The sequence below is a fragment of the Candidatus Magnetobacterium casense genome (genome assembly GCF_000714715.1).
GTDB classification, from domain to species: domain Bacteria; phylum Nitrospirota; class Thermodesulfovibrionia; order Thermodesulfovibrionales; family Magnetobacteriaceae; genus Magnetobacterium; species Magnetobacterium casense.
On sequence record NZ_JMFO01000035.1, the window covers coordinates 1 to 23,302 of the forward strand.

The following is a 23,302-nucleotide window of genomic DNA, read 5'->3' on the forward strand; positions in this document are numbered from 1 at the left end:
TTCTGTATGGTATATCTTGTATTTTAGCAAATCCACATATCTTTCTCAGATTTGGCATCGTTTTTAGAGATTCTATCAAAAGACTTGTCGTAGGGTAATTATAGACAACTTTGGCTACAAACGCTCTGCCAATTGCATACCTCTCCTTGAGTTTACGACCTATGCATTGACTGTCTACCCACCACATATGTCTTTCTATCTGAACTATCTCCAGGATTGTAACTAACTGCTTTTGTTTCTTGGTTATTGGATCGGTAAGTATTTCTTCCAACTCTGGGAACAGTACCCGTTGTATATTTCCTGCTAACCATGATATACTCTCTAATAACATTATGTTCTCCTTTTAATCTATTATATTTAGGTGTTATATTATAGCACAAAGAGAACTAAAAAAGGTTTAGTTTAGGAGTTTTGCAAGAGGCTCTCTATATCCAATATTTTTTGAGCATAAGATTTGACGGCGTTCTCACCATCTCTAATAAAGATACCATCCTTATAATGATATAGTGTATTACCGCAATTTAAAAAATAGAAATCCTTTAATATTTCATCTCCTAACAATTTAGGCTTAAATTTACCAACTACGATATATTCACTTGGATTAAATAATGCATTGTCAAATGTAAATACCCAATCTTTTGTTCCACTAATATATGATAATATGTATTCCCTAATCTCTTCTAAAGACTTACCCTGCTCCGTTAAAAGTTCCACGACATCGCTTATATCTTTTGCATCTGGAATATTAACTATTTTAATCGACCTGGCGATATGGTGCAAATTAGTTGCAACTATTCGACCGTGGCGTTCGCCGGGTATATCTTGGTCTGGTAAGATTACTACATCTTTATCTTTGAAATATTTATTAAGTTCTTTTGTCCACCCATTTGCACCAAACGTATTTGTTGTTGCTATAAAACCTAATTTAATCAAAGTATTTGCATCTTTTTCTCCTTCGACCTTAAAAACTAACTGAGATGAAATAATATTGGGTAAGTTATAAGGAATTCTTTTAACATCGTGCATATTATACTCATAACATTTTTTCTTTGAATTATACCTCCTACATTTGAATGGTTTAGGATCATTATCAAACTTTACTGAGTTAGGACGCAATCTGAGTATCTCAAAAGCTACAGAATTATCAATATCTCTGTAGGCATATATTTCTAATATATCTTCATCAGAAATCTCATCTCTATTGTATTCTTTTCTAATTATAGGATAGTTCTTTGTTAGATAATCCTTCGCTTCTTTAACATCACTGCACTTCTTGCTGAAAACGAGTAAATTTTCAGGCTTGCCCTTTTCCCCACAAACAAAACAGTTAAAATTACCTGTTTCAGTATGTATTGATAATGATGGATGTTCATCAATCCCTGACTTATGTTTTTCTGGATTTATACTACATCTACGTTTAACCCATTCATTTTTTAAATCATCACCGTCGTTGTATTCTTTTCTAATAAAATTTATAACATCGAAATAATTTTTTTGAGCCATTTTTTAATCCCTTATTTAAAAGGAATTGGAGGGAAATATATTGCGTGGTTTATTTTCTAAAAAAGTATTTATTATAACAGCATATATTTCCCAGTGCGGGGTATCTCCAATCCCGCACCCAAACCCTTTTCTATTGTATTTTTCTATTTTTTTAATGATTAAAAATCATCTTTATTTATTTATAGCATCTATTTTTCCAATAAAATTATATCAAGTCATATCTATACTCCTTTCTATTGATTTAATAATCTATAATAATTACTATTGAGTGTTATTTATGAGTTTCTCATAAAGATCTATCACCTCTGGATATGGCGTTTTTATATGATAAATCCCAGTTTTACAGATATATTCGTAATCAATCAACCCACGCCGGTATAGCTTTTTTATAAAATGAATCGGCAGAAGAGGGTTGTCTATGGATAACTTTGATAATTCCAGTACGGAGATATCCCGCCAGTTGGCCTTAATTAGTCCTGTGGTAAGTAGTTCTATTTGCCTTTTTCTATTTATTAATCTTAAATTATGTTCAAATATCATATTTTAGTTACCTCTTTAATTTTCAGATAGTTAAAAACTATTTTTTTGTAACAACACATATTTTTATTTTATTAGGTTATCTATAATACCTCCATTATTTTTCAAGTCAAAGCCTAATGCCCTAATCCTTATTAAAGCAGATAAGGTTAAACGTAGTTTAGAAGCCTCAAGCTTTAAATGCTTTATATCCTCTTCGTTAAGTCGTATTGATATTATTTTCATTTGTACTCCTTTTATAATAATTTTAGTTGTATTTGTCATACCTTATATAAATACAAAATACCCTATATTTTTTAATCAACTATTTTTTCACCTCAAATCTTTTTAAGTATACCAAAATAGAAAACAGCTTGTCAAGTTTTTTATTATTTATTTTTATAAAAGCCCTCATCTCCCAATATTCGCACATCTCTTAAAGCGAGAGTAACAGTTTGGATGTCTATGATCGCTTTGAAGAGGTTATAATCCCCTTAATCAAATTGCTCGCCTCAATTATAATCAGCATACCAAGGGGATTTTTTATAGATGCACCCTGATATGAGAGAAGATGCCTTCGTAGAACTGCTTTTAAGAGGTTTTTTAGCATCACTATAGGTATAAGTACCCCTAAAAAACAGACCTCTTATAACTAATCCTATGCAATATTCTGTATAGAGTGGCTTGGTACCAATGTCTACAAGCAACTATTAACTGGACAGATACTACCAATGTATACTTACTAATCTACTTCGGGGCAATTGATAGGAGGTCGGGTTGTTCAGTCTCTCCTATAACCTCTATGTAGACGCCAGGTAATAAATTATACCTTACCATATCAATCCTATACAAGATGCTTATCCCATTTAGCTCTAACCTAGTCCGGTAAAAAACAGGGCTATATTGCACAGCCCTATGTGTCTTGTATAACAGAGGGTTAAATTGGCTGGCTAATATATAGAAGGCGAGGGGATCGTAATCCCCTCTCAAGCGGAGGCGGTAATCATAATTTATTATAGACCTGTTGGATGTATTTATGCAACTGGATCAAATGAAATAGTATTTGACAAAGTTATATATTAAAGTTTATAATTTCTCTTAACAATATTGTATGGTGTTTATTTTAAAGCTACAATTACTTAAACCTTTATTAGAAGGGGATTTAACGGGGAGGTAATATGCGATTATAGATACTGAACTATTATTTAGCAACGCCGATTGATAACACACGTGCAGTATTTTTATTGCACAAAATACTTAAATTAAAATACGTAGCGACCTGGTGAATGTTCCGGCCTACCGAAAGGCTAGGAATATGGACACAAAATGCTTGACTATCGCCGATCTAACATGCTACCTTGGGTCCCAGGTAGATGTAAAGATGAAAGGGACAATACGACCTATTTCACGACAGAGCAAGTGCCCAAAATGCGGAAAAGAGTTTATCCACATCAATAAACTCGGCTATGGATGCGTATCCTGTCAAATCACCCCAACGAGGTTCTTTATTGATCTGTTCTGGAAGGGGAAACGATTACGAATTGGCTCTGATAGACAAGGGCAACCACTCGATACATACAGCAGGGCCTACACACTCCTGAATAAGATACAGTACGAAATCGAAAATCAAGCCTTCGAGCCGTCGCTTTATGTCATCTCCGATTACACCCAATTCTATTTCGAGGTACAGATCGCGAAGTTTCTTAAGGAGAAAGAAATTGAGGAAGAAAAGGGTAATATCGCTATCTCGTATCTTGCTATATTAAAGAGATATGCCCAAAATTACTACCTCTCCTTCTTCAAAGGTAAAGACGTAAGAGAAATTAGGACTGTAACAATCAGAGAATTCTACAACCAATTACCTAGACAGAGTGAAAAAACGATAAAAAACATTATGGATGCACTAAAACACTTCTTTAACATCTTGCTTCGAGATGAAATCATCGCTAAAGTCCCTATTTTCCCAAGTCTCACAGTTTCTGAGAGATCACCGGCGTGGACTACTGCCGAGAATCAATTAAAGCTTCTCAAAGCGATTCCAGATGAACACAGAGCAATCTTTACCTTTACCCTACTACAAGGAGTACGGCCATCAGAATCAAGAGCACTAAAGTGGAAGGATGTTGATTTTGAAAAGGGAATGGTAGTAATCAGAAGAACCTTTTCTGATGCTAAAATAGTAGAAAGAACCAAAGGCAAAAATGTAAAGCCAAGGTTATTGCATCCATACGTTGTTGAAGCATTGCAGTCTCTTCAAAGGGGTTTACCGGAGGCATTTGTATTCCTAAACCCGCACACGAATAAGCATTATTCAAGAACACGTTTGAAGGATATTTTTATGATAGCCAGAAGGAAAACAGGGATAGATATTTCTATCTATGAGGCGGGACGCCATTCTGTGGCTACAAATGCTATCTTAGCTGGTGTGAGCATAATGGTAATAAGAGATTACTTAGGACATGCCGATGCCAAGACAACAGAAAAATATACACATCTCGATGTAATAGCACAAAAACAGATATTTGAAAAGGCTGAGGTTATAAAAATGGGTAAATCCTAAGAAAAGCGCACTAACCAACTACTAAAATACTCATCTACATTGCTTTAAAGCCAGTTAGTATTGCTTCTATCCTCTATCTTCCTTGCAATAGGGGATAGAAGTGCTATCAAGAAATCACCCCTGACCATTAGTCTGAGGGGATATTTTTGTCTACCGAGGAACCATATCGGCGAGGATAAAATTCCCTCTCTCAACCTAGTGGACCTATCGCTAAAAATGAACCGTCAACAAAAACCGTCAACGGACCGTCAACAGGGGTATTTTTGGGTGTTGTAAATCCTTGAAATAAGCTGGTCTAAAGATGGCGGTGCAGGGATTTGAACCCCGGACACTGCGGATATGAGCCGCATGCTCTGACCGACTGAGCTACACCGCCATTACTAAATCTATTATAACATATCTTTCAAAGCAATACCAGTCTCCTCATACGAATATTTATTAATATGCCAACTGCCAGGAAATTCGTCACTATAGATGTACCCCCGTAGCTCATAAGAGGTATCGGTACCCCCACTACCGGCATCACACCGATGACCATCCCGATGTTGATCAGGAAATACAGAAACAACATAAACGTGATCCCAATGGCCACATAACTTGCAAAGTCGTCCTTTGCCTTAATGGCGGTGTCAATCCCACGCAGGAACAGCAACAGGTAGAGTAAAAATATCACCAGGCTGCCGGCAAACCCCCACTCCTCGGCAAAGACCGAAAAGATGAAGTCCGTATGTTTTTCGGGCAGAAACTTCAATGGCCCCTGTGTCCCCTTCAAATAGCCCCGGCCAACGATCATACCAGAGCCTATGGTGATCTTGGACTGCTCTATCTGATAACCAATTCCCCTGGGGTCTCGCGATGGATCGACAAAGGCCACGATCCTGTTTTTTTGATAGTCCTTGAGGTTATTCCATATGGGCTTGCCCAACAGCGGGGCCAACAGTACCACGGCAACCACAAGGGTGGTGACAATACGCTTCTCTATCTTCTTGGACAACGCCATAAAGAAATACGTTGCCAACAAGATCAATCCAGTTCCCAGATGTGGTTGCTTTATGATTAAGGTGAAAGGAATGAGGGCAAATATGACCGTCGAAACGATAAAAGTCCACTTTGTAAGCTGCCCCTTGACCGAACTCATATACTTGCCTATCGCAATAATGAGGATCACCCTGAATAACTCCGAAGGCTGAAAACTAAATATCCCCAGATCAAACCACCGCTGGGCTCCTAAACCACTCCTACCCACCATTAAGACCAGTACCAACATCAAAAGGCCAAAGATATACAGGACATAGGCAAAGTTCTTTAACCACACATAATCATACAGGACCATCGCAAAGAGACACACCAGACCTATCGCAATCCATAAGAGCTGCTTGAGGTAGTAGTTGGGCTGCAGGGAGGACAGTATCGGTCGGGTGGCACTGTATACGGTCAACACCCCGGTAAGACTGATAATCAGCAGCAACAACAGCGTGTACCAGTCAAAGAGCTTGAGATACTTTCTGTTAATCCGCGGCAGAGGCATAAGACAATGTGGCTATAACGATGGCGTGTAGCCGTTTTTTTTGATATAGGTCTCTATGACGCCCTTGGCAACGGGAGCCGCAGCACTGCCGCCATGCCCACCGTGCTCGACAATGATGGCCAGGGCGATGGTGGGATTTTCATAGGGAGCAAATGCTATAAACCAGGCGTGGTCTCTGAAGTCCTCCTTTTGATGTTCGCTCTTCACTCTGCCCTTTATGACTTGTGCCGTACCGGTCTTTCCGGCTATACCGACAATGGAACTTCTGGTGGCAGAGCCGGTGCCTCCTGGCTCATTTACAACACCATAGAGTGCCCGCTTGACCTCGGCAAAGTGTTCCGGACTTATATCAAGCCGACTCAGGGCAACAGGGGGGGAAGCCTCCTTAAGGATCGAAATGGGGTATTTTATCCCGTTGTTGGCGATCATGGAGGTCATAATTGCCGCCTGCATTGGCGTTACAGAAACAAACCCCTGTCCGATAGAGGAGATAAACGTCTCTCCCAGGAACCAGGGCTTTCCAAGCTGCTTTTTTTTCCACGCCACAGATGGCATCACACCCTCCCTTTCGAGGGAGCCGGCAATACCCAGGTTGGTCCTCTGTGTCAGTCCAAAACCCTTGGCATACTTGGCAATCCGGTCTATGCCAAGGCGCTTGCCGGCCTCGTAGAAGTACATGTCACAGGACTCCACCAACGCCCTGTGCAGCGCAACGTGTCCATGTCGCTTCCAACAACCAAACGACCAACTGCCATATTCCAGCGCACCGTCACAAAAAAGATCAAACTCCGGGGACAAGACCCCCTCCTGCAAAGCCGCTATTGCCACCAGCGGTTTAAATATCGACCCCGGAGGATAGGCACTCTGCATCGCCCGATTGAGTAACGGAGTCTGCTTGTCCTTGTTCAGTAGGGCCCACTTATCCGAATCTATGCCCATGACAAAGTCATTTGGATCAAAAGAGGGAAGACTGACGAGGGCCAGCACCTCACCAGTGTTTGGCGCTATGGCCACAAGCGCGCCAGTCCTCCCATTGAACAACTCCTCGGCGATACTTTGTAGTTCTATGTCAATGCTCAGAGTAATGTCGCTTCCCATCTCCGGCTTGATGTATTCCAGAACCTTCAGTTGTCTGCCGAGTGCGTCAACCTCTATTATCTGTTTACCGGGTATACCCCTTAGTTTCTTATCATACAGCATCTCCACCCCCCACTGTCCGACGAAGGTATCGGGGGTAATGTCTTCGCTGTAGTCATCCTGCAATTGCGCCTTCGTAGGCTTGCCCAGATAACCAATTATGTGTGAACCAACGCTGCCGTAGACATAGTTGCGCGTCAGACTGGTCTCCACGATTACACCCGGGAAGTCTGACCTTCTGGCCTCTATGCGCTGGACGTCCTGAAAGCTAAGACCTTCCTTGAGCACCAGCGTGTTAAAGACCGCCTTATCTTCCTTCTTTAGCCGTTGCTGCAACCTTGCCTCATCCATCTCCAGCAAGGCGGCAAGGGCCTTGGTGTTCAGCCCCTTTGTACCGGGCATCACGGAGGCATAGAAGTATGGTTTGTTTGTTGCAAGTGCAACACCGCTGCGGTCATAGATGGTTCCGCGCGGAGCAGGCAGCATCACCACACGCACACGGTTAGAATCCGCCGCATCCCTGTAGTCGCTGCCCTTGAGTATCTGCATATAGTACAGCCTCAGAGTCAACAACGTAAATATACCTATTACAGCATATGTTACCACGGTCGTGAATCTTATAAAATACTCTCTGTTTATCTGCATCACGCCTGCTCCTCACTTTCGTCCCTGTCAAACAGAAAGTAGGCCATTATGCTGTTTGTAATGGCCTGAAACGATATCAAACTGAAGGCCACCACAGGCTGCGTTGGCCTGGCGTCAAAAAGTGACAAGGACGTATACACTATGACGGCATCGATTATCGTAAAGAAAAAACAAAGAATCGCACTTAACATCGAGGCAAGGTTGAATATCCCCGTCTTGAAGAAATGCGTCAAAAAAACTACTGTGACCTTTGAGAGTATATTAGGCCCTATCAGCCTCATCGATATGCTGTCAAGTATCAGTCCTACCACAAAGGCCCAGAGAAACGTCCTCGATATGTTCCACTTAACCCCAAGGTAGAATACTACAAGGAGTGTAAAATTAAACCGGTACTCAAAAAAATAATTCTCATCAACGACTATGGCAGACATCACAAGGAGCAGCCACAACGCCTTGTCCTTAATGGCCCGTAATTGCATCGTCTGTCCTGTCAATTATCATTACCTCATCAACCTTAAAAGGGGTGGCACAGAGTGCAACTTCAATGTTGAGAAACATACCCGTTTGCGACCTCTCCACCGAGCTTACACTACCCACGGGTATGCCTGGTGGGTATATGGCATCGTAGCCGGAGGTAATCAAGACATCTCCTTCCTTTATGGTCTCATCCTGCGGTATGTATTTTAATGTACACAGACTCTGCCCTGTGCCGGAGACAACACCCTCCAGACGGCTTGTCTGCACCTTCACTGCCACCGACGAATGTACGTCCGTTATCAGCAAAACCGTGGAGTGGTGCTTGTCAACCTGCATCACCTTGCCAATGAGACACTTTGAAGACCTCACCGCCATGTCCTTCTTTATCCCCTGTAGTGCCCCCTTGTTAATGAGCATTGTTTGTGACCAGGCGCTGGGGTTTTTACCTATCACCCTGGCCGTGGCGACATAGCCGGGGGTGACGTCCTTGAGGTCAAACAACTGCCTCAGTCTGTTATTTTCCTGTACCTGTTCCTTGAATGCCTCCTGTCGCAGCAGCAACGTCTGCAGCTCTTGCCTGAGGCGTACATTTTCCTGTTTCACAACTATCATTGTAACAAACGGCCCTTTAATCTTTTTGACTATGTTGTACATGGCCTCATTTAGGTATTGCACGGGATATCTCAGATAAAAGAGTGGCCTTACAGGGCCACTGATGCTTTGGTAAGACATCAGCACTGTGACAAGAAATATATATAGAAATAGTAAAGCGACTTTTTTTTACCATCAGGTAACGGCAACTCTCCTGAGCAACGACAGGTCCTCCAGCATCTTGCCAACACCCATGACAACAGCCGTCAACGGCGTCTCCGGCACAATGACCGGTAATCCGGTTTCCTTGATGATCAGAGAGTCAAGCCCACGCAGCAGCGCACCGCCACCGGCAAGCACGATGCCGTTGTCCACTATATCGGAGGCCAGTTCGGGAGGTGTGTTTTCCAGGGCCACCTTTATCGTGCTCACTATTATACTTACCGGATCGCTCAGTGTCTCTCTTATTTCGTTTTCCCTGATGGTGACCGTCTTGGGGATACCTGATATGAGGTCTCTACCATTAACGTCTATGGTGATTTCCTCTCCATTTATCTTGTAGGCTGAACCGATCTCTATTTTTATTTGTTCGGCTGTCCTATCGCCTATCATGAAGTTGTATCTTTCCTTGACGTGTACGATTATCTTTTCGTCCATCTTATCGCCGCCAACCTTGACAGTCTTGCTGTAAACGATGCCGTCCATCGAAATAACGGCTACATCGGTAGTGCCCCCTCCGATGTCTACAATCATGTTGCCGTAGGGTTCGTCGATGGGTAGTCCAACGCCCACTGCCGCTGCCATTGTTTCGGCAATGAGGTAGACCTCACGTGCCCCGGAGGCCTCTGCTGCCTCCTTCACCGCACGCTGCTCCACGAGCGTAATCGTCGATGGCACACCTATTATCACACGAGGAGAGACAAAGCTCTTGCGATTGTGCGCCTTCTTTATAAAGTACTTGAGCATCTCACCGGCGGCATTGAAGTCTGCTATAACGCCGTCCTTCATTGGTCGGATTGTCATAATATTGGCCGGGGTCTTGCCCAGCATCCTCTTGGCCTCTGCCCCCACTGCCACCACCTTCTTGTTGTCCTGTCTCATGACCACCACCGAAGGCTCATCACAGACAATGCCCTTGCCCTTTGCATATACCAGTGTATTGGCTGTCCCCAGATCTATCGCCAGATCATTGGAGAACAATCCCAAAAACTTGCTAAACAGCATCCTACCTCCTTAACCCTCACAGTTGATCTGTCACAAACATTGCATCATGCTTCTTCATCTATGTCCTTGTTCTTGCCGGCAGCTTTTACACGCGGTAAGAATTTTATGTTCACAACAATAGTCATTTACAAAATAGTAACAAATAGGTGTATAATATTGCAAGTAACCCGAAGGTATGATAAACTATATGATTGTGGGTATAGGCGGATTTTTTGGTGCCATTGCCCGTTACATGCTGGCTGGCTGGTTTATTCAGCGCTACAGCAGGGGATTTCCCGTAGGCACGTTTGTTATTAACGTCAGCGGCAGCTTCCTGATTGGTCTTTTGATGGCACTCTTTGCGGAGCGACTGTTTGTAAATCCGCAATGGAGAATGCTCCTTGTCACAGGTTTCCTGGGGGCATACACCACCTTTTCGACCTTTGAGCATGAAACCGGTGTGCTTGTCAGTGACGGGAAGTTCGTCCTTGCGGTGTTAAACGTGATAGGCAGTGTCATAGCAGGCTTTATTGCACTGAGGATGGGCGAGGCAATGGCAAGGCTGCACTAAAAATTTTTCTCTAAATCCTTTTATACATGGCCAAAAAGAATCAGACATGTCTCTATACTTAATAGACGGTACCGCCAATATATACAGGGCGTTTTTTGCGATACGCAATCTGAGCAACTCGAGGGGATTTCCGACAAATGCCATATACGGCTTTGTCAACATGCTCTTTAAACTAATAAAGGACAGGGATGCCGCTGCCATAGCCGTGGCCTTTGACAGCGCACAGCCAACGCAACGACACAGGCTTTACCCCGCATACAAGGCCCAACGCCCCCATCCCCCCGATGAACTGATAGCACAACTGGCACCCATCAGGGATATCCTGCAGGCGTTGGATGTCAAGACCTTCGCAATCCCGGGCGTTGAGGCCGATGACATCTTGGCCACCGTTGCCAAAAGGGTTGCCTCTGAGGGGGCTGACGTCTACATTGTCTCCTCGGACAAGGACCTCCTGCAGGTGCTGGAGCCTCGCATACGGATATATGACCCGGTCAAGGACGTTGAACTCGACGTGCAACACGTAATCCGGCGTTTTGGTTTGCCACCGGGCAGGGTAACGGAGGTCATGGCGTTGACCGGGGATGCCTCCGATAACATCCCGGGGGTCAAGGGCGTTGGAGAAAAAACGGCCGTTGAACTCCTGCGACAGTTCAGCTCCCTCGATGAACTTATCAACAATCCCTCAAAGATTGCCAACAAACGCATCCGAAACCTTGTCCTCGAAAACGTTGACAACATCAGGTTGAGCAAACAGCTCGTGACAATCGACACAGACCTGCCAATGGAGGTAGACGTTGACGACCTGTTTGCAGAGCGAAAGCCCAACCGCATCAGGCTGATGGCACTTTTTACCGAGTACGGGTTTGCGTCCTTTATGAGATTCATCCCACCCGCAGAGGCTTTAACTGAATCAAAGACTGATATTGAGATAGTTACCGGTACAGAGGGCATGGGTTCGCTTGAGGTCTCGACGCTACAACTTGTCTCCTTGAGGGTCGCCACGGACTCTGCCAACAACCCCGCTGCAATAGCCCTGGCAGTCGATGGTAAGACCGGATATTACGCTGAATACACGGATGACAACATGCAATTGAGGGATGTCCTGAATCCACTGTTGAGCGATGTGCCAAAGGTCGGCCATGACATCAAGGGCGTTCTACATGTCCTTGCCCGCATAGGAATCAAGACGGTGGGCTATCTCTATGACACGATGATAGCATCTTATCTGCTCAATCCCAACAGGGAAGCACACCGGTTCGTCGATATATTGACCGAATATCTGGCCTACGATCACGGAACAGGCCTCAACCCGGTCCGCACCCTGGCTGAGGAGGCCGTTGTCAACCTCAGACTCAGGGAGGTGCTCTTTGAGAGGCTTGGGGAGGCCGGTTTGCTAGGTCTCTACGACGAAATTGAGATGCCCCTGGTCTACGTCCTCAGGGATATGGAGGCCAACGGCATAAAGCTCGATACAACGTTGATAAGTGACCTGTCAACCCAGGTCGGGCAACAGATGGCAAGCATCGAGCGTCGGATTTACATGCTGGCAGGGGAGGAGTTTAATATCAACTCGCCCAAGCAGCTCAGTGAGGTATTGTTTACGAGGCTCAAATTGCCGACACAGAGAAAGACAAAAACCGGTTATTCCACAGACAATGCCGTCCTGGAGGCCCTGGCACTCAGGCACGAACTACCCGCAGAGATAATCGAATTCAGGGCACTTGCCAAGCTCAAACACACCTACCTGGATACCCTTGCAACCTACGTAAACCCCGCCACCGGCAGGCTTCATACGACCTTTAATCAAACCACTACGGCCACCGGCAGGTTGAGCAGTTCGGAGCCAAACCTCCAGAACATCCCCGTTTCGGGTCACTGGGGGCAGCAGCTCAGGGGTGCCTTTGTGGCCGAAGCCGGGAACTGTCTGTTGAGTGCCGATTATTCGCAGATCGAGCTGCGAGTCCTTGCGCACCTCAGTGGCGATGTCTCACTCGTGGAGGCATTTGTTGCGGGCGAGGACGTCCACGACAGAACAGCGCGGGAGGTCTTTAACGTCCAGGGAGGTGCGGTGACTGCCGATATGCGCCGCATTGCAAAGACGATCAACTTTGGCATAATCTATGGCATGTCCCCCCATGGACTTTCCGATGCACTCAAGATATCTCACGAGGACTCCAGGCGATACATAGACGCCTTTTTTCAGCGGCACGACGGCGTTAGATCGTATATCGACAGGGTTATCGAAGGGACCAGGCGACGTGGGTTTGCGGAGACACTCAAGGGCAGGAGGCGGCCAATCTTTGATCTGAACAGCAGCAACCACAATCGTCGCACGCAGGCCGAGCGTCTTGCCATCAACACCCTCGTGCAGGGGTCCGCCGCAGACATAATCAAGGTGGCTATGGTAAACGTCTACAGTGCCCTTGTGGCAAGCGGACTCAGTGCCAGGATGCTTCTTCAGGTACACGACGAGCTGCTCTTTGAGGTGCCCGAGGCTGAGGTTGACACAACAAAGGCGCTTGTCGTACAGCAGATGGAGGCAGTCGTGGCGTTATCCGTCCCGCTGAAGGTCGATGTCGGGGTCGGCCCCAACTGGGCAGAGGCCCATCGGTAGGGAAGACAAGTAACTGTCCATAATTAACTTGAACAATTAGGTGCTATAGCATAGTTCCATTCACCATGAAATGAAGCCTTAGAAAGAGCCAAATTTGAACTCAGTGATATATTGTATCAGCAGTACAGAAAAGATTTCGGGAGTAAGCGTAATTTATGGGATCACATGCGGGTTTTAATTATCACAATAATTTTTCCTGATTGGGAGACGTTCTTCAGTTATCTTTTAAAACCTCCTGGCATTCACGCTGATAGCGTGTTAAACTCTTGATATTTCTCTTTTTTTACCTGATTCAAAAACAGGGCGGCAGTGGTGCGCTTTTTTTAATGAAAGCTATCATATAGATGTAATCATGTTTTCTTGACGTCTTCAGGGTTTAGGGCGAACTCCTTGAGCTTTTGCTGGAGACGTTGACGACTTATGTCCAGGAGCCTGGCGGCCATTGATATGTTACCGTTGCAGTGACTGAGAGCCGAAGTCAGGAGCAACTTTTCGTATTCGTACAGGGCAGTTTTCAGGGGCTTTTGTGGTAGTTTTGAAGGCACCTGCAGAGTCACCCCCCTGGTAATGGAGGCAGGCAGGTCTGCGGGGGTTATTTGGCTGCCATGCGTAAAGGTGACGGCGTATTCGAGTGCGTTTTCCAGTTCCCTGATATTTCCGGGGTAGTCGTACTGCATCAACACCTCTATGGTTTCCGGGGCGATGTCCGTTACCTTTTTGTTGGCGGTCAACCCGGAGGCATATTTCTTCATAAAGTGGTACGCCAACAGCGGGACGTCCTGGCGCCTCTGCCTCAGTGGCGGGATTTCAATCGTTATGACGTTGAGACGGTAAAAGAGGTCTTTTCTGAAGACGCCTTCGGCAATGGCCTTTTCCAGGTTGCGATTTGAGGCCGATACTATCCGCGCATTCATCCTGGAGGCAGAGGCGTGACCGACCTTGTAGTACTCCCCCTCCTGGAGCACCCGCAGTAGTTTGGCCTGAAACTCCGTCGTGGTCTCACCGATTTCGTCCAGAAACAATGTTCCGCCGGAGGCCATTTCGATAAACCCCATCTTGTCCTTGATCGCTCCGGTAAAGGCACCCTTTACATGCCCAAACAACTCCGACTCTATGAGTTCCCTGGAAAACGCCGCACAGTTTACGGCAACAAAGCGATTGTCGCACCGCTGTGAGTTAAAGTGTATGGCCCTGGCTACCAGCTCCTTGCCCGTGCCCGATTCACCGGTAATCAGCACGGGGCTGTCACCCTGGGCTGTCTGCCGGATTATCTTAAATACCTCCTGCATCCGCGGACTGCGCCCCACCATACTCTCAAACGACACCGGGACATCCGGCAGCGATAACGAAAAGGAGTCCTGTAGTTGTTGGCGCAGGAGGTCTACCTGTTGCGTGAGGGCTATCTTTTCCATAACACGCTTGAGCGTGATCCGGACTTTTTCAATTGACAGGGGTTTGGTCAGATAATCATAGGCGCCGCTTTTTATGGCCTCCACCGCCGTCTCTATGGTGGCGTAACCGGTGATGACGACGATCTCCGCCACCGGCAGTCGCTTCCTCGCAAAGGCTACGACCTCCAGACCGTTTATATCTGGCAACTTGAGGTCTGTGAATATGACGTCGTAGTTGTTTTCGCCTATGAGGGCGATGGCCTGTGTGCCCGTGTGTGCGATACTGACGCTGTGGGCATCCTTGTCAAAGAGCATTTGCAGGGAACGGCAGAGACCAAGGTCGTCATCAACTAAGATTATATCTGCCATCGCTGCCTTCTTTTCCGCTCCAGGGGGTGAGGCACCCTTGCCATAAAAGTTGCACATGGCCCCCCCTCAGCTCCTCCACCAGTGCCCGTGACCACGTAGCTCTCAATCCTGAATCTATATACAAACTCTTGTCCATACCCTATGATTATACTACAAATTGGTAACACCATAATAGTTCAACTTCCAGGGCTATACTTATTCGGATTCGAGTTTTTTGGGATATCAAAATTGCCTGAATAGTATCCTCTTTATATTTCATGGTGACTAATGCTTTTTAAGAGGATGCTTTTTAGATGGAACCTTTATGCTATAATAGTAAATATGAGTGTCATGAGGTTGAGCGTTTAAGCAGAATTAAGCTCATAGGTCAAAAAATAAAAAAACGCAGGGCCGAGAGGCCCCGTTATCTTGGACGGGTTGAGATAAATGGAATTAAAGGTATATTTAGATGAAAAAAAGAGAATAGTTGAGAACTTCCTGCTGGAATACTTCAACGACAGTATCCAGCCGGTTGTTTTGGATGATGCGATGAAGTATTCGGTCTTTGCCGGTGGCAAGAGGTTACGTCCGGTGTTGTGCATGGCGGCATATGAGGCATGTGGCGGTGACGGGCAGGATATACTACCGCAGGCAGGGGCACTGGAGTTGATACATACCTACTCACTGATACACGATGACCTCCCGGCCATGGACGATGACGACCTCCGGCGCGGTAAACCGACCAATCACAAGGTATATGGCGAGGCCATTGCCATACTGGCGGGGGATGGCTTGTTGACGGAGGCCTTTGGCATGTTTAGCCACAGCACTAAGGTTTCTGAGAGTGCCTTGCTTGCCGCCATCAGGGAGCTTTCTGCTGCTGCGGGACTCTATGGCATGGTGGCGGGTCAGGCTATGGATATAATTTCAGAGGGTAAGGTTCCGCAGATAGACACCCTTGAGTTTATACATCGCAATAAGACGGCTGCCCTGATTAGGGCATCTCTGATTATTGGGGGTATACTTTCAGAGGCCGATGAGCAAACACTTCAGGCACTTAAGCGTTATGGTGAAGGCATTGGATTGGCCTTTCAGGTGGTTGATGATATCCTGGATGTTACCGGCACCACCGAGGAACTAGGGAAAACAAAGGGGGCTGACAACTCCAGAGACAAAATGACTTATCCGGCGTTATACGGCATAGAGCGTTCCAAAATCATCGCCGAAGACCTCATTGCTACCGCACTGGATGCAATACAACCGATGGGTGAAAAAGCCTTCTGGCTCAAAGAAATAGCAATATATCTCACAAAAAGGACCAACTAGGCAACATAAAATCAACGATCAAAACGGAAGGGACGAAACAATAACTTATGCGATTAAATGAGATAAAAACCCCGGCAAGCATCAAGCGCCTCTGCATCGAGGAACTTAAGGACCTGGCGCAGGAGATTCGGGAAGTGATCATCAAACAGGTCTCCTTAACCGGAGGGCATCTGGCTTCAAACCTGGGCGTGATCGAGTTGACCCTGACGCTGCACTATGTGTTCAACTCCCCTATAGACAAGATCATCTGGGACGTCGGACACCAGAGCTATCCACATAAGCTCTTAACGGGCAGACTCGACAGATTCCCCACACTCAGACAGTACGGAGGCCTGTCGGGATTTCCCAAGAGGGAGGAAAGTCCGCATGACCCCTATGGGACCGGGCACAGTTCGACATCGATTTCGGCTGCACTGGGGATTGTGGAGGGCAGAGAGCGCCTGGGCAGGGTCTTTAAGGTTATAGCGGTCATTGGCGATGGCGCCATGACGGGTGGGCTGGCCTTTGAGGGACTCAATCACGCCGGACACCTCAAAAAAGACATGATCGTTGTGCTCAATGACAATGAGATGTCGATATCCAAAAACGTGGGTGCCCTCTCCTCGTATCTGACCAGGATAATGACGTGCAACATATACAAGAAATTTAAAAAGGAAACAAAGAGCTTCATCGAGTTTATCCCCAAGGTCGGAGAGCACGTCTCGCGGATCGCACAGAAGACCGAGGACACGCTTAAGTACTTCATCCTACCCGGGATGTTATTTGAAGAGCTTGGCTTTACGTATATAGGCCCAATAGACGGTCACGATTTAGGGAAACTGATCGATGCCTTTGAGTGTATCAAGGACTCTGCAGGTCCAACACTGGTGCATATAATAACCAGAAAGGGTAAGGGGTATGAGTTCTCCGAGCGTTACCCGTGTACCTTTCATGGGGTTGGCCCCTTTGAGCCTGACACTGGCCAGTCCAAGAAGTGCCAGGCACTCCCTTCTTTTAGCGAATTATTTGGTCAGGCCATGGTGGAGCTTGCCGAACGAGACCCAAGGGTCATAGCAATAACGGCCGCCATGACCGAAGGAACGGGGCTAGAGACCTTTGCCAAACGCTTCCCTGAAAGATTCTATGACGTGGGCATAGCCGAACCTCATGCTGTGGCCTTTGCAGCGGGGTTATCGGTGCAGGGTCTGAGGCCGGTAGTGGCTGTGTATTCAACCTTTCTTCAGAGGGCATATGATGAAATTGTGCATGACGTGTGTCTCCAGAAGCTGCCCGTAATCTTCGCGATAGACAGGGCCGGTATAGTGGGAGAGGATGGCCCAACGCACCAGGGACTGTTTGATATCTCCTATCTGAGACATGTGCCAAACCTGAGCATAATGGCACCTAAAAACGGCTTTGAATTAACAGAAATGCTCAAACTCGTCATAAATCAAGGTCTCCCTGCTGCCGTTAGATTTTCCAGGGATAGTGTAGGCGAGGATATGGAGGAGTTCTGCTTACCCGTGCAGTATGGCAAGGCTGAGGTGATCATGGAAGGTAAGGACATAGCCTTTCTGGCAATCGGTCAATGCGTCTTAAGCGCCTTTCTGGCAGCAAAGACTCTCAGGGCAGAGGGCATTGAGCCAGAGGTTGTAAACATGAGATTTATAAAGCCCCTTGATCACGAATTCCTTTTATCTCTATTTAAGCGCATAAAGTGTGTCATAACGATAGAAGAAAACGTAATAGCCGGAGGTTTTGGCAGTGCTATCCTTGAGTATTTAAACTCGGCAGGCATAACAGATGTAACGGTAAAAATCATAGGCATTCCTGATGTGTTTGTAGAGCACGGGCGACAGGATATCTTACGTCACATTTATGAACTCGATGCCGATGGCATATGTAAGGCTGCAACCACGCTATTGCAGCAGAGGCAGAATGTATGAGAAAATCACAAAAAATCCTATATATCTGCCATTACACCGATGGATATGTTGTCACCCCTTATAAGAAATTATTAAAGGCAACATAAAAATAGTTTGACAATCCTGCATCTGTCATGTATAATTAACATGTATGCGCCACTAGCTCAACGGCAGAGCAGCGGACTCTTAATCCGTTGGTTGAAGGTTCAAATCCTTCGTGGCGCATCTACAATATCCAGCGATTAAGCCAATCCCCAAAGTATCACCGGGTATCATACGGTATCACAGGGTGTCAAAATTGCTCGCATATTGCGAACAGTAGATGCAAGAATGCGTGCAAATAGCTAGCACCCCTGGCCGACGGAGACCGTTGTTTTCCCTCGTGCAAACACCTGACGCGCTGCACCCAAAAAGCACCCACCGATCAAATAGCGACTAAATAAGCAAACCGGCGTGGAATCGGCAAAGACGTTGAGCATCCTACCACATGCAAGGGTAGCTACTAAATAAGCTACATTTTATTGAGGTGTGATATAGAAAGATAAGCGATAGGTTCAGATAGAATTAGGTTCTGTCCACAAATAACATGTACATATTATGAGGCACTATTGGTGCAATTGGTTGTGCCATTTCAGACAAAAGCTACTCTTGAATGAAACTTCATTGTATAAGCATCAGTGCCAGGCTCGCATCTTTGGGTTAAAAATGTGCCAAGTTCATGGTTTTTTAGGTAGTCCTGTAGAGGTAGTGATACTATCCTTTGATGGTTTTTCCTAATCAGGCATTTAATGCTGTTTTTAAAGATGGATTCCCATTTTCGTGGGAATGACAGGGAATGGCTTTTTTAGCTCGTCTATGTCATTCCTGCGTAAGCAGGAATCCAGAAGTGCAAAGGGCAGGTGATGTTCATTTTCATGGACTATTGAATAATGAGGGTTTAGTCTACATGCATCACTACCTCTACAGGACTACCAAAAAATTATGACACAATTAGGAGCAGATGACAAATACTACCCTGTAATGCTAAATTAAAAGCAATAAAAAATAGATGGACACAAAGATTCACAACATAAGGATCGAGCATTATTAGGATCAAGGGGGCTTCTTCGTGCCCGGGGCGGGTGCGACCCGCTGCGACAAGATTGCGGCTCGCCCCACCCCTTGCAGGGGAGGTCTGAGGAGGGGGTGGGGCACCCCGGACACAAGACGCCCTCCTTCTTTCCCTTTTTTTTCGTATGAAGATACTGAAGGTCAGACTAAAGAACCTGAATTCGCTGATGGGACAGTGGGTGATCGACTTTACACACCCTGCGTATGCCAACAGCGGGATATTTGTGATTACCGGGCCGACGGGTGCGGGCAAGACCACCATCCTTGATGCCATATGTCTGGCGCTCTACGGACGAACGCCTCGCCTGGGCAAGGTCACAAAGGGGGCCAACGAAATCATGTCTCGCCAGGGGGCCGAGTGCATGGCTGAAGTGGTGTTTGAGACTCAGGAGGGCACCTTTATGTGTCACTGGAGCCAACATCGGGCACGCATGAAATACGATGGCGAACTCCAGTCCCCAAGGCATGAGATATCCGATGCCAAAACCGGAAGACTCATCGAAACCAAACTCAGAGACGTTGCAGGACAAATAGAAAAAAAAACCGGCATGGACTTTGACCGTTTCACGCGCTCCATGCTCCTGGCACAGGGTGGATTTGCAGCCTTCTTGCAGGCACCGCCCGATGAACGTTCCCCCATCCTGGAACAGATTACCGGCACGGAGATATACAGTCGGATATCAATGACCGTCCACGAGCGTTGGCAGACAGAGCGCGACAAGCTCAGAGACCTCAAGGCAACACAAGCCGGCATACAACTGATGAGCAACGACGAAGCGCAACAGTTGCACATCGCCCTTGAACAGACACAGACAGTTGCACACGACCTCAGCTCACACATTGAGACGCTGCGCGGGGCACTGACCTGGCTTGAGGGCATATCTGCGTTGCAGGGAGAATTGACAACGCTTGAGCAACAGTGGCAACTGCTGATGCAACGACAACAGGTGTTTGAACCGGAACTGATGCGCCTGGACAGGGCCATGAGGGCGTTGTCCGTGCAAGGCGACTACGTCAAGACCGTTGCGTTGTTGCAGGAGTACAACAAGCTGAAGAAAGACCTCGATGACGCCCTCTCAAACTTGCCGTTGCAGGAGACCGCACTGAACGCATCACTGCAACAGAGAGAGACCGCCCAGGAGAGACTCCAACAGGCCCGCTCTGCGCAAATGGCCCAAGCGGAGGTCATCAAGACGGTCCGGGAGTTGGACACCAGAATTGTTGACAAGCGCACCTTGATGGATGCCTCGACTAAGGCCATCACGGAGGTGCAGCGACAACAACAGATATGTAGCAAGCGCATTACGCAGGGGCAGGAGTCACTGAAGAAGTCTCAGGTCGCACTGCAGGAGATCGAAAACTACCTCTCCGACCACGCCACCGATGCCAGACTGGTTGAAGACCTTGCAGGGATCAAAAAAACATTTGAGACCATACGCCACCTCCATGCAGCAAACGACAAGGCCACTGAGGCACACGCACGGACATCCGGGGAGAGGGATGCGGCTATAACCGAGTGTTCAACGGCAGAGACCAGATACGAAACCTCACGCGATGCCCTCTCTGTTGCGCAACAACAACACAGCCAGTTGACGGAGGCCGTCAATCAACTTCTTGGTGGACGTGAGACAGGCCAATGGCGCCTTGAACTCGATACCCTCAGACAGCGCAAGACCCTCATAGAGCAAACGGCACTGGTGCTGACACGCATCAACGCAGCAACCAAGACGCTGGAGGAACTAAGGAGGCATCACGACACCCTGAAGACGCAACTATCACGGCTTGTTGGTGAGATTGAGGTAAAGAGCGTCGAGCAGGTGCGCCTCCAGCAGGAGGTCAATCACCTGGAGCGTGAGGTGATGCTGTTGAGCCGCATCCATGACCTTGAGGCCGAACGCAAGCGCCTTGAAGATGGCAAGCCCTGCCCCCTGTGTGGTGCAACCGAGCACCCCTATGCCCGCGGCAACGTTCCGGCAATCGATGAGGTTCAGTCAGCTCAGACCCTTGCCCGGGAGGCGTTAAAGGACGTCTCTGCCTTGCTTACAGACATTCGGGTGAGGCGTGCCGGGACGGAGAAAGATATCAGTCAGGTCATGCGTGACTCCGACAAGGAGAGTGCGGCACTGAGGGCTGATCAAGGGCAGTGTTCTGCGGCCTTTGTCGGTCTTGGGATTGAGTCTGCATCCGGTCTGGAGGCTCAGATGGTCATCACGCAACGCTCAATTGATGAGACCTCCGCTATTATAAAGGACGTCGAGCAGAAGGAAAAGCAGCAGAAGGCATTGCAGAAGAAGCTGGATGCCGCACGCACGTCCTTTAACGAAGCCGACAAGGCCCTTCAGCAGACCCGACACAGACACCAGATGGCAGAGCGTGACCTCAAACGCCTGGAGGTTGAGTGTGCAACGCTGGCCGAGCAGTTGTCTGTTGCCTGCAACGGGGCACTTACGGATGTAACCGCATACGGCATAACGGAGGTTTCCGTCAGGGTACTCAAGACAATCGAGGAGACCCTCACACGCAGGCGCGATACGTGGCAGGTCAAGCAGGCCAAACGGGAGGCCATCCAGAGGGACATTACAACCATAAACGCCGACCTGGAGACCCAACGAACGCTTGTTGTGAAACTCGACGAGGAGTTGCAGGTGCGTGGCGTGCAACACAATGAACTGGCAGTGCAGATAGAGCAATTAAGTGCTCAACGTTCTGCCCTCTACGGGATAAAGGTGCCCGATGAAGAGGAGAAGCGTTACGCAGAGGCGGTTGCAGAGGCTGAGAGGTCACTGGAGCAGGCCAGGCAGTTGCACGGTGGTGCGCAGGAGGCCGTCAACACGCTAAAGGCACGTATAGCCTCCCTGGGGGATGCCATCGGGGGACGCACGGAGGAGTTGACCGTAGCTCAACAGGGGTTGAGGCAGCGTCTGGTTCAGGCGGGGTTTGTCGATGAACAGGACTACCAGGCTGCCTGCATGACCGACCAGCAGCGGCAGCAGTTGTCACAGCGCAAGGAATCCCTGCAGAGGGAACAGACCGAGCTTGAAACCCGCCGCAGGGACAAGGACACTGCGTTAAGCGTTGAGCGGGACAAGGCCATAACCGATCAATCGCACGATGTCTTGCAGGAAGAGGCATTACAGTGCCAGGTGCATCTTAAGGAGGCACAGCAGAAGCTGGGTGGCATCCGTCAACAGCTCCTTGAAGATGAGGTAAGGCAGACCAGATACAAAGAACACCTGGCGGTTATAGAGTCCCAGCAGAGGGAGTTTTTGCGGTGGGATGCCCTTCATGATTTGATTGGTTCAGCCGATGGTAAGAAGTATCGCAACTTTGTGCAGGGGCTGACCTTTGAGGTCATGGTGTCGCACGCCAACAGTCAGTTGCAGAATATGACAGACCGCTACCTGCTTGTGCGCAGCGACGTCCAACCCCTCGAACTCAACGTCATCGACAGTTATCAGGGGGGCGAGGTGCGTTCGACGAAGAATCTCTCCGGCGGAGAGGGGTTTATCGTGAGTCTGGCTCTGGCCCTGGGGTTGTCGGGTATGGCAAGCCGCAACGTGCGGATAGACTCGCTCTTTCTCGATGAAGGGTTCGGTACGCTTGATGAGGATGCCCTCGAAACTGCCATCGAGACGTTGGCACAGTTGCAGCAGGAGGGAAAGGTCATTGGCATTATATCACACGTGGCGGTACTCAAAGAACGTTTCAGCACCCAGGTACAGGTTATCCCCAGGTCAGGAGGCCGAAGCACCATCAACGGCCCCGGGTGCAGCAGGGCATAGGCACAGCAATTGCGTGCATGGTTATATCGTATCTTATATTTCATGGTGACTATACTTTAAGGCAAGAAAGAAAGGGCGGCTCCGCCCCCCTTCCAG

Annotated in this window: 14 protein-coding genes, 2 tRNA genes and 1 pseudogene; 7 read left to right on the forward strand and 10 right to left on the reverse strand. The window is 47.5% G+C overall.

Annotation, left to right across the window (positions count from 1 at the left end; translation table 11 throughout):
* The 3 genes and pseudogenes from Mcas_RS13845 to Mcas_RS13860 form a co-directional block, all read right to left on the reverse strand.
* A pseudogene (locus Mcas_RS13845) lies at positions 1-331 on the reverse strand (IS5/IS1182 family transposase); the annotation flags it as partial.
* Between the two features lie 71 nt (positions 332-402).
* Positions 403-1,503 (reverse strand): hypothetical protein, encoded by a 1,101-nt coding sequence (locus tag Mcas_RS13850; protein WP_040336147.1) that lies wholly within the window; start codon positions 1,501-1,503, stop codon positions 403-405.
* Between the two features lie 603 nt (positions 1,504-2,106).
* On the reverse strand, positions 2,107-2,265 hold the full coding sequence (locus Mcas_RS13860; protein WP_156033389.1) for a hypothetical protein: 159 nt from the start codon (positions 2,263-2,265) through the stop codon (positions 2,107-2,109).
* Positions 2,266-3,400: 1,135 nt separating this feature from the next.
* Here Mcas_RS13860 and Mcas_RS13865 point away from each other — a divergent pair.
* Positions 3,401-4,579: a tyrosine-type recombinase/integrase gene (locus Mcas_RS13865; RefSeq protein ID WP_162176334.1), complete on the forward strand. Its 1,179-nt coding sequence runs from the start codon at positions 3,401-3,403 to the stop codon at positions 4,577-4,579.
* Between the two features lie 302 nt (positions 4,580-4,881).
* On the opposite strand, the gene Mcas_RS13870 is transcribed toward Mcas_RS13865, so the two are convergent.
* From Mcas_RS13870 to Mcas_RS13895, 6 genes are all read right to left on the reverse strand, one after another.
* A tRNA-Met gene (locus Mcas_RS13870) sits at positions 4,882-4,955 on the reverse strand.
* A gap of 27 nt (positions 4,956-4,982) precedes the next feature.
* Positions 4,983-6,107, reverse strand: coding sequence for a rod shape-determining protein RodA (rodA, locus tag Mcas_RS13875; protein WP_040336151.1), 1,125 nt, complete (start codon positions 6,105-6,107; stop codon positions 4,983-4,985).
* 12 nt (positions 6,108-6,119) lie between these two features.
* Positions 6,120-7,889 carry a penicillin-binding protein 2 gene (gene mrdA / locus Mcas_RS13880; protein ID WP_052567495.1) on the reverse strand — a complete coding sequence of 590 codons (1,770 nt, stop codon included), beginning with the start codon at positions 7,887-7,889 and terminating at the stop codon, positions 6,120-6,122.
* On the reverse strand, positions 7,889-8,383 hold the full coding sequence (gene mreD, locus Mcas_RS13885; RefSeq protein WP_156033390.1) for a rod shape-determining protein MreD: 495 nt from the start codon (positions 8,381-8,383) through the stop codon (positions 7,889-7,891). The genes mrdA and mreD overlap by 1 nt, the downstream gene beginning before the upstream one ends.
* Entirely contained in the window at positions 8,349-9,041 is a 693-nt protein-coding gene (gene mreC / locus Mcas_RS13890) for a rod shape-determining protein MreC (protein WP_162176335.1), read from the reverse strand. Before mreC ends, mreD begins: the two co-directional genes overlap by 35 nt.
* A 111-nt stretch (positions 9,042-9,152) precedes the next feature.
* Positions 9,153-10,181, reverse strand: a complete 1,029-nt coding sequence (locus Mcas_RS13895; protein ID WP_040336154.1) for a rod shape-determining protein — start codon at positions 10,179-10,181, stop codon at positions 9,153-9,155.
* A 187-nt stretch (positions 10,182-10,368) separates the two neighbouring features.
* Between Mcas_RS13895 and crcB the strand changes: the two genes are divergently transcribed.
* On the forward strand, positions 10,369-10,731 hold the full coding sequence (crcB, locus tag Mcas_RS13900; RefSeq protein WP_200873709.1) for a fluoride efflux transporter CrcB: 363 nt from the start codon (positions 10,369-10,371) through the stop codon (positions 10,729-10,731).
* 46 nt (positions 10,732-10,777) lie between these two features.
* Positions 10,778-13,345 carry a DNA polymerase I gene (polA, locus tag Mcas_RS13905; RefSeq protein ID WP_040336155.1) on the forward strand — a complete coding sequence of 856 codons (2,568 nt, stop codon included), beginning with the start codon at positions 10,778-10,780 and terminating at the stop codon, positions 13,343-13,345.
* Between the two features lie 350 nt (positions 13,346-13,695).
* On the opposite strand, the gene Mcas_RS13910 is transcribed toward polA, so the two are convergent.
* Positions 13,696-15,162 carry a sigma-54-dependent transcriptional regulator gene (locus Mcas_RS13910; protein WP_052567497.1) on the reverse strand — a complete coding sequence of 489 codons (1,467 nt, stop codon included), beginning with the start codon at positions 15,160-15,162 and terminating at the stop codon, positions 13,696-13,698.
* 369 nt (positions 15,163-15,531) lie between these two features.
* Here Mcas_RS13910 and Mcas_RS13915 point away from each other — a divergent pair, with 369 nt between their 5' ends.
* The 4 genes from Mcas_RS13915 (at position 15,532) to Mcas_RS13930 (ending at position 23,206) form a co-directional block, all read left to right on the forward strand.
* On the forward strand, positions 15,532-16,410 hold the full coding sequence (locus Mcas_RS13915; protein WP_040336156.1) for a polyprenyl synthetase family protein: 879 nt from the start codon (positions 15,532-15,534) through the stop codon (positions 16,408-16,410).
* A gap of 47 nt (positions 16,411-16,457) precedes the next feature.
* Positions 16,458-18,335 carry a 1-deoxy-D-xylulose-5-phosphate synthase gene (gene dxs / locus Mcas_RS13920; protein ID WP_040336157.1) on the forward strand — a complete coding sequence of 626 codons (1,878 nt, stop codon included), beginning with the start codon at positions 16,458-16,460 and terminating at the stop codon, positions 18,333-18,335.
* A gap of 132 nt (positions 18,336-18,467) precedes the next feature.
* Positions 18,468-18,539 (forward strand) — tRNA-Lys (locus tag Mcas_RS13925).
* 1,010 nt (positions 18,540-19,549) lie between these two features.
* Positions 19,550-23,206, forward strand: a complete 3,657-nt coding sequence (locus tag Mcas_RS13930) for an AAA family ATPase (protein ID WP_040336158.1) — start codon at positions 19,550-19,552, stop codon at positions 23,204-23,206.
* Positions 23,207-23,302: the final 96 nt, after the last annotated feature.